General features: G+C 53.6%; 5 protein-coding genes and 2 pseudogenes. 3 read left to right on the top strand and 4 right to left on the bottom strand.

The annotated features are described in order from the left end of the window. Positions 1-123 precede the first annotated feature (123 nt). Positions 124-540, bottom strand: coding sequence for a Tar ligand binding domain-containing protein (locus QZ506_RS19275; protein WP_291973206.1), 417 nt, complete (start codon positions 538-540; stop codon positions 124-126). Positions 541-1085: 545 nt separating this feature from the next. Here QZ506_RS19275 and acnB point away from each other — a divergent pair. Both acnB and yacL read left to right on the top strand, forming a co-directional pair. Continuing rightward, on the top strand, positions 1086-3683 hold the full coding sequence (gene acnB / locus QZ506_RS19280; RefSeq protein WP_291973208.1) for a bifunctional aconitate hydratase 2/2-methylisocitrate dehydratase: 2598 nt from the start codon (positions 1086-1088) through the stop codon (positions 3681-3683). Positions 3684-4227: 544 nt separating this feature from the next. Next, positions 4228-4593, top strand: a complete 366-nt coding sequence (gene yacL / locus QZ506_RS19285) for a protein YacL (protein ID WP_291973210.1) — start codon at positions 4228-4230, stop codon at positions 4591-4593. 140 nt (positions 4594-4733) lie between these two features. On the opposite strand, the gene QZ506_RS19290 is transcribed toward yacL, so the two are convergent. Further along, entirely contained in the window at positions 4734-4955 is a 222-nt protein-coding gene (locus QZ506_RS19290) for a hypothetical protein (protein ID WP_291973212.1), read from the bottom strand. Here QZ506_RS19290 and QZ506_RS19295 point away from each other — a divergent pair. Further along, a pseudogene (locus tag QZ506_RS19295) lies at positions 4875-5190 on the top strand (IS1 family transposase). The gene QZ506_RS19290 and the pseudogene QZ506_RS19295 overlap by 81 nt on opposite strands. A 2-nt stretch (positions 5191-5192) precedes the next feature. Here the strand turns inward: QZ506_RS19295 and QZ506_RS19300 are convergent. Beyond that, positions 5193-6734 (bottom strand): annotated as a pseudogene (locus QZ506_RS19300) (ABC transporter substrate-binding protein). Positions 6735-6763: 29 nt separating this feature from the next. Beyond that, a complete protein-coding gene (locus tag QZ506_RS19305; RefSeq protein WP_291973214.1) occupies positions 6764-8302 on the bottom strand; it encodes a hydantoinase B/oxoprolinase family protein in 1539 nt (512 codons plus the stop codon). Between the last annotated feature and the right edge of the window lie 348 nt (positions 8303-8650).

An 8650-nucleotide genomic window follows, 5' to 3' on the forward strand; every position in this document is an offset into this window, starting at 1 on the left:
GCGCTGCTTGAGGGCCTTGTTATAAGAGGGCCAGTTGGTGATTTTAAAATTTTGTTTTGCCATGGAGACCTGATTTTGAAACAACTGTGGTGATCTGCTCCGATGATTACCCAAAAGTTCTATTTATTCAACAAAGCCATTCAACGGATGAAAGTCATCGCGGAATACGCGCCGATATTCAGCAAACTTTTTCTCTTGCAGCGAGCTCATCATCGGTTGCAGACCCTGTTGTAGGACGTTCTGCCAGTTTTGCACGGTTTCATCGACCGTTTGCTGAGCAACCTGCGTGTGAGGCATGACTTTGAAGGCCTCCAGACTGGCGGCACTGTTTTTGTATTCGTCAACAGCTTGCGCCAGCGTGGCATCGACATCGGTCAATTTGCTGCTTTGCATTAGCGTTACCACCTGATTCAGGCGGATTGCGGTGTTCATGGATTGGTTCGCGCCTTTGGTCAGCGTGTTCAGTCCTCCCACCTGGGTGTTACCCACGATCAAATAGTGCGTTGCCTGATTAAGGGCAGAGAGCGTAAACCACGCCACACCCCCCCCCCCCCCACAGCAAAAGAAACAGCGTCAACACCATCAGCAGCAGCTTTCTGATGGTCATATTGCGTAAAAAAGACATGATGATACCTATCCATTTTCCAACCCCTAGTGATGTTAAGCTACGGCAAGATACGGGAATTCTTACATACGTCTTTTTTATAGGTCGAGGGCAGTATAACAAACTAAAATTGTTGAAAGTTACCCAATGTAAACCCCAGTCGCGTACAGGGGATATGTCGACGAGGGGCGCTCGTGGTATGCTCAAGTAAAAAACGTTTATTCCCATCATGGTCTACAGGGCGTGTGCCTTTGTGCGGCTAGGCAATGTTGCGTTATTTATGTTGCTTTTATGTAAACGGAATTAACAAAACGTTCAAAAATTGATATGCTGGAGTGCATGACGATCTTACTGCCGGGTACGCCACCCTACATTTTCACAGGCGGAGGACACATCGCCTGACGCGTAACCGGGTATGGACATCACAACCGGGAGCGAGAGCGCCGGACATAACGAAGACAATGAGAGCGAGGAGAGAATCGTGCTAGAAGAATATCGCAAGCACATGGCCGACCGGGCTGCACAGGGCATCGTACCTAAGCCGTTAGACGCTTCACAGATGGCAGCGCTGGTGGATGCGCTGAAGAAACCTCCTGTTGGCGAAGAAGAGGTGTTGCTGGATCTGCTGGTAAACCGCGTGCCGCCGGGCGTTGATGAAGCCGCCTATGTTAAAGCCGGTTTTCTGGCGGCTGTCGCGAAAGGGGAAGCCCATTCTCCGTTGGTCAGCCCGGAAAAAGCCGTTGAACTGCTTAGCACCATGCAAGGCGGTTACAACATTCATCCGCTGATTGAAGCACTGGACAATGAGGCATTGGCTCCCATCGCTGCCTATGCGCTGTCGCATACTCTGCTGATGTTCGATAACTTCTACGATGTGGAAGAGAAGGCCAAAGCCGGTAACGTACACGCCAAACGCGTGGTGCAATCCTGGGCTGATGCCGAATGGTTCCTGTCTCGTCCTAAACTGGCAGAGAAAATTACTGTCACTGTTTTCAAAGTCACCGGTGAAACCAATACCGATGATCTTTCTCCGGCACCCGATGCCTGGTCTCGCCCTGATATCCCACTGCATGCGTTGGCGATGTTGAAAAACGCCCGCGATGGCATTACGCCAGATCAACCCGGTGCCGTTGGCCCGATCAAACAGATCGAAGCGCTCAGCCAGAAAGGATACCCGCTGGCCTACGTGGGTGACGTGGTGGGAACCGGTTCTTCGCGTAAATCTGCCACCAACTCGGTGCTGTGGTTTATGGGGGAAGATATCCCGCACGTGCCGAACAAGCGCGGTGGTGGTGTGGTGCTGGGCGGCAAAATTGCGCCTATCTTCTTCAACACCATGGAAGATGCGGGCGCGTTGCCGATCGAAGTCGATGTGAACGAATTAAACATGGGCGATGTGATCGACATTTACCCCTACAAAGGTGAAGTGCGCCTGCACGACAGCGATACCGTGCTGGCAACGTTTGCACTGAAAACCGACGTACTGCTCGATGAAGTGCGTGCGGGCGGTCGTATTCCGCTGATCATTGGTCGCGGTCTGACTACCAAAGCGCGTGAAGCGCTGGGCCTTCCGGCGAGCGATGTCTTCCGTCAGGCGAAGGATGTGGCGCAGAGTACGCGCGGCTTCTCGCTGGCGCAGAAGATGGTGGGCCGCGCCTGTGGCGTTGCTGGGATTCGTCCGGATCAGTATTGCGAACCCAAGATGACCTCCGTCGGTTCTCAGGACACCACCGGTCCGATGACCCGTGACGAACTGAAAGACCTAGCCTGCCTTGGCTTTTCCGCTGACCTAGTGATGCAGTCATTCTGTCACACGGCCGCCTATCCGAAGCCGGTTGACGTCACCACGCATCACACGCTGCCGGACTTTATCATGAACCGTGGCGGTGTTTCCCTACGTCCAGGCGATGGCGTTATCCACTCCTGGCTCAACCGCATGCTGCTGCCGAATACTGTAGGCACCGGCGGTGACTCCCATACCCGTTTCCCGATCGGTATTTCCTTCCCGGCAGGCTCCGGACTAGTGGCGTTTGCTGCCGCCACGGGCGTGATGCCGCTGGACATGCCGGAGTCGGTGCTGGTGCGCTTCAAAGGCAAGATGCAACCGGGGATTACCCTGCGCGATCTGGTGCATGCCATCCCGCTGTATGCCATCAAACAGGGCTTGTTGACGGTTGAGAAGAAAGACAAGAAGAACATCTTCTCTGGCCGCATTCTGGAAATTGAAGGGTTGCCCGATCTGAAAGTGGAGCAGGCATTTGAACTGACTGATGCCTCAGCAGAGCGTTCTGCCGCTGGGTGTACCATCAAGCTGGATAAAGCCCCGATTATCGAGTACCTGAACTCTAACATCGTGCTGCTCAAGCGGATGATCGCTGAAGGCTACGGTGATCGTCGTACGCTGGAGCGTCGCGTACAGGGCATGGAAAAATGGCTGGCCGATCCGCAACTGCTGGAAGCCGATCCCGATACGGAATACGCCGCAGTGATCGATATCGATCTGGCTGACATCAAGGAGCCCATCCTGTGTGCGCCGAACGATCCGGACGATGCGCGCTGGCTGTCTGATGTGCAGGGTGAGAAGATTGACGAAGTGTTTATCGGCTCCTGCATGACCAATATCGGCCACTTCCGTGCTGCGGGTAAGCTGTTGGATCAGCACAAAGGCCAACTGCCGACGCGTTTGTGGGTTGCGCCACCGACCAAGATGGACGCCGCGCAGCTGACGGAAGAGGGCTATTACAGCGTGTTTGGCAAGAGCGGTGCGCGCGTCGAGATCCCTGGCTGCTCCTTGTGCATGGGCAATCAGGCGCGAGTAGCTGATGGTGCAACGGTGGTATCGACTTCTACCCGTAACTTCCCGAACCGCTTGGGTACTGGCGCTAATGTCTATCTGGCGTCTGCGGAACTGGCGGCGGTGGCGTCATTGTTGGGCAAACTGCCGACGCCTGATGAATATCTTGCTGCGATGGATCAGGTGGATAAAACCGCGCAGGATACTTATCGCTACCTGAATTTCGATCGGCTGGATCAGTATACGGCGAAAGCGGACGGGGTGATTTTCCAAAGCGCTGTCTAGTTTCTGTGTGTGATGAATACGACAAGAGCCCATGATGATATGGGCTCTTTTTTTTTGGCCGTTCGCCCTTGAGAACGCAGGTAGGCCTCTGCATGGCCGATGCAACGCGTAACCAGTGTGTCCAGCATGCGTTTATCCTCTGGTGTCATTGACGGTATCATCTTGGGGCGCTCAAGAGTGTTGGTTATGCGGTTGAAGATCGCGGCTATGCCAACCGGCCTTACCTTCGAATCCTCATAAATACGGTCGTCCCTCGGGGAGACGGCGCCTGTTGCTACGCTAGGTATATCCATATCGTGGCTCCATGCCGTATTCTGTGTCTGGCGAGTGTAAATCATCTCTTTTTTCAGCCTAGGCAAGCGGCTGACTTATTGTCACAGTATTTATTGTTGGTTTCTTCCAGAGAAACGTGCACGTTTTGTCACAATAGCGGGTATCATCCCCGCCGCGCTGCGCGACCTTGCAATATTTGCAGGCTATCACTGTGAGATGCAGTGTGGCCCGTTACACTTGATAGTAAGCACTACCGTGGGAGGATGGCGTCATGGATTATGAATTTTTGCGGGATGTCTCAGGCCAGGTCATTGTGCATATGTCAATGGGGCACGAAGCCGTTGGCCACTGGTTTAATGAAGAAGTCAAAGAGCAGCTTGCTCTGCTTGATGAGGTGGAACAAGCGGCGCACGATGTGGCAGGGAGTGAGCGCCAATGGCAAAAAGTCGGGCACGAATATACGCTGTTGCTAGACAGCGAAGAGGTGCTCATTCGCGCTAATCAACTCTCCTTCGCCGTGGATGAGATGGAAGAGGGCATGAGCTATTACGATGAAGAAAGTCTGGCGCTGTGTGGAGTGGATGACTTTTTAGCGCTGGCAGCCAAGTACCGGGAATTTGTGCAACACCCTCGATAATCAAAAGCCTGCGTGGATAAACGCAGGCGCTGTTCTCTTGAAAGGCTTCCTCCAGGTAATGTGCTCTGCAAATGGCCTGGAGCACGTGACCTTTGTTCTGTTACCTTTGCGCTTCCACCCAGACGTCAGATAGGGTGTTTTCAATGCCATCGGCCGTGAGCGAATGATCGTGTACGCGCCGGTTGTAAATCGTGATGTACTGCGGTGAAATCAGGCTGATATCCGGCAACTGGTCGTGTATTCAATATGTTGATTGCATCCGGTTTTGGATGTGGAATACAGTGGCTAAAGTTGATGTAAGATGCCCGTTTTGTGAACAGACATTTCCTGTGAAAAAATACGGTGATGGCAAAAGTGGCCATCAGCGTTACCGTTGTCAGTCATGCAAACGCGGATGGCTATAGGGCTTACAACGACGAACTTCCAAAAGTAAAACACATTGTTAGCAAGCTGTATACACAGCGTATTGAGCGTACACATCTGACGCTGCGTAACCGATCGCAACGGCTCAATCGCAAGACGCTCGGATATTCAAAATCATCCGAAATGCACAATAGGATCATCGGTACTTACATCGAACGCGAGTACTACGTTTGATGCTACATCAACTCATCGAATACACGACCCGGCAACTCACGTCCGACGATTTTCTGAAATTCAATAAACTTCTGCTTACGTACTGCCGGATCGTTTTCGGTTTGTGCGTCTTCCAACAAACGATCGACCTCGGTATTCTGGTAGTGAGACGCATTGGAGAAAGGCACCCCTTTGCGGAAATTTTTCGACCAGTAAATGCGCTGTACGCCTACCGTGGGATCGAACAGATTACTGTGCCCGTTTAACGTGAATGAGAAATCGCGATCAGTATAAACACGTTTCACAAAGGCAGATAAATCCTGTGAGCGCAGCGTGACGTCAATGCCGATCTTTGCCAGAGACGAGCGCACAATCTCCCCTGTGGGTTTCAAGCCATCAGATATAGGGTTGTAATCCAGTGTGGTTTTAAAACGGATTCCTTTGGCATTGCGCGGATAGCCCGCCTCATCCAGCAGTTGATTGGCGCGTTTGATCTCCAGCGCGTAGGGCGAAGGGGATGGATCGTGGAAATCTTTTAACCCCGGCGCGATGGGAGAGGTGGTTACCGTGGCATAGCCGTAATAAGCCACTTTGCGAATAAGCTCTCTGTCTAACGTATGCGCAATGGCCTGACGCACTTCTAGGTTCTTAAAATACTCATCATCCAGATTGAACTGAAGTGAAGATACGTTATAGGAATAGCTGGTGCCTTTGGTTTCAAACGCCAGTTTTGGGATCGCCTTCAAGCGATCCAGGTCGCTGAGCGCCACCGGGGAGCGATAGCCAAGATCCACGGTGCCGGTTTCAAAGGCAACCGATCACGATGAGGCGTCGGGGATAAAGCGGATCACAATCTGATCGACATACGGCTTTTCTTTGTCCTAATAGTTAGGGTTGCGCTTGAGGATCAGATGGCTACCACGCTCCCACTGGCTAAACAGGTAGGGACCGGTGCCGATCGGTGCGCTTCCGTTCGGGTTTTTAAGCGGATCGGTATTCTCGTAGATATGCTTGGGCAATATCGGCGATTCTGCTGCGGTCAGCGCGCGTAACAGATAAGGCGCAGGCTGCGACAGCTCAATCACCGCCGTGTTGGCATCTGGTGTTTTCACCTCAGTCACTCTGGCGAAGTTACTGGCCCCGCGCGGGTGGTATTTCCTGAGCAATGCTATTGAATAGGCCACATCCGCAGAGGTGAAATCCTGCCCATCATGCCATTTCACTCCCTTGCGCAGATGAAAGGTATAGGTTTTGCCATCGTGACTGACTTCCCAGGCGGTGGCTAACTGCGGTTGTGGATTGAGATCGAAATCGTATTTCAGCAACCCTTCCGTCACCTTGCCGCTCACACTCAGGCTTGGCGTAGCAACGGTGGACAGCGCCACCAGCGTAGGCGGTTCGGCGTTCAAGACGATATTCAACGTGCCGCCGCGCTGTGGCTCCGGCGTTTGTGCGTATACGGTTGCACCGCTGGTGGCTAACAGGGCGTACAGCGCTAGCGTTGCTGCTAGCTTTACCGGACGCTGTTGGCGCTTTTTCCCTAAACGAAAGTCTACCCAATTCATAAGCACCTCAACCTTGTCATGCGTTGTCGTTATTTGTTTTCATCACCGTAGTGATAATCACGCATGGCCACTTGCGCGCTGACCAGTCCGCTACGAACATCTTGGGCGATAGCGTGCGCAGAACGTTCGCGCGCGTCGCCCAAACCGGCACCGCACGGCGTTTCTACCACCAGATGTTCGCCCGGCGGGATCGCCTGTCGGCCTTTACCTTTCAGTAACGCGCCGGAGGCCAGACTCACTCTACCCGGTGCGCCGTCCGCACCGCCTTCTACGCCACGAGCGGGATAAACAATGCGATCCCACGCCGCGCCCGGTAACATAGGCGCCTGCTGCCCATGGGAGATTTCGATGACTTGCCCCAACCCTCCACGCTGCCTGCCTGCGCCGCCGGAATCTGGTCGGTACTCTTTACGCCAGAACACCAGCGGGCTCATGGTTTCCAGAATCTCTATGGAGATATTGCGCACGCCGCTGGGGAACGAGGTGGTGGAAAGTCCATCCAGCGTCGGGCGACCACCGGTGGAAAAGCTGGTGATGGTAAAGCGCTGTTTGTTGACCAACCGCTCATTGGAATAGCCCGCAATCGGGTGGCCGCCCGACAGGCGGATGTTCCACAGTGATGAGGAGCCTTCGGCTGGCACCGCGCCGGGGCGCGCCTGACGCAGACAGCCAAACACCACATCCGGCAACAGCTGACCGATAATGTGGCGTGCGGCCACTGCCGCAGGGTAGGGTGCATTGACGATAGAGCCCTCCGGTGCGCTAACGCGAATCACGCCTAACGATCCGGCATTGTTAGGAATATCGGCACCAATCAGGCAGCGAATGCCAAACGAGGTGTAGGCATCGGTGTAGGCTTTCACCACGTTAACGCCTTGCGGCACATAGGGATCGGTGCCGGTAAAATCGACCTCAATGTCGCCGTCGCGAATGTGTAACGTGGCGCGAATGCGGATCGGTGCATCATAACCATCCACCAGCAGTTCATTGCTCCAGCTTCCTTGCGGCCACTGACGCACCGCATCACGCATCGCCTGTTCGGAGTGCTGTAAAATATGCTCGCCCACTGGCACCAGAGAATCGAGGGCAAATTCATCCATCATGCGGTTGAGGAAGCGGGCACCGACGTCGTTACAGGCCACCAGCGCCAGCAAATCGCCTTCAACCTGCTCCAGTTCACGCACGTTGGCGCGAATAATATCCAGCACCACCTGACTGATCTGGCCGCCATAGATAAAGCGCAGCAGCGGCAAAAACAACCCTTCGTGATAGATCAACTGACCATCCGGTCCTGGGCCTAAGCCAACGATATCTGCGACGTGCAGCGTCGAGGCGAACAAACCAACCGCCTGTTCCTGACGAAATACCGGCGTCACCATCGTCATATCGTATAGATGGCCGGTGCCTTTCCAGGGATCGTTGGTTAAAAACACATCGCCCGCCTGCATCTGTTCCAACGGAAACGCGCGCAGGAAGTGTTTGACCGATTCCGCCATCGAATTGACGTGGCCCGGCGTACCGGTAACCGCCTGCGCGATCATGCGCCCATCCGGTAAATCTATGGTCACCCCCATTTTTGCAACACTGATTTTTGACTAATGGCGGGCTTGCTTCAATCTATCCGGCGTCTCTGTGGGCGAGATGCCCGCGCCTCGATGAGTTCCGCGCCTGGTGAACCTGAAAAGGCCCTCGGCTTCAGTGAGCCATTTTTGTCGTCAGGTTTTTCAGCAGGCCGATATGCCGTTCATGTCATCAATAATCAGTCTTCGCAAAACCAGATAGGTAACTGCTGTTTAATTACTTAATAATCAGTTTCTTGATGTAGTTCTATATAACATCAGGCCTGATATTCATTGTGATTAGTTGTGATTGACCAGGCTATTCGCGCCAGTTTGTTTGCCAGAGCACAGGCGACA

Origin of the sequence: Candidatus Symbiopectobacterium sp., from assembly GCF_020054415.1 — a bacterium.
Classification (GTDB): Bacteria; Pseudomonadota; Gammaproteobacteria; order Enterobacterales; family Enterobacteriaceae; genus Symbiopectobacterium.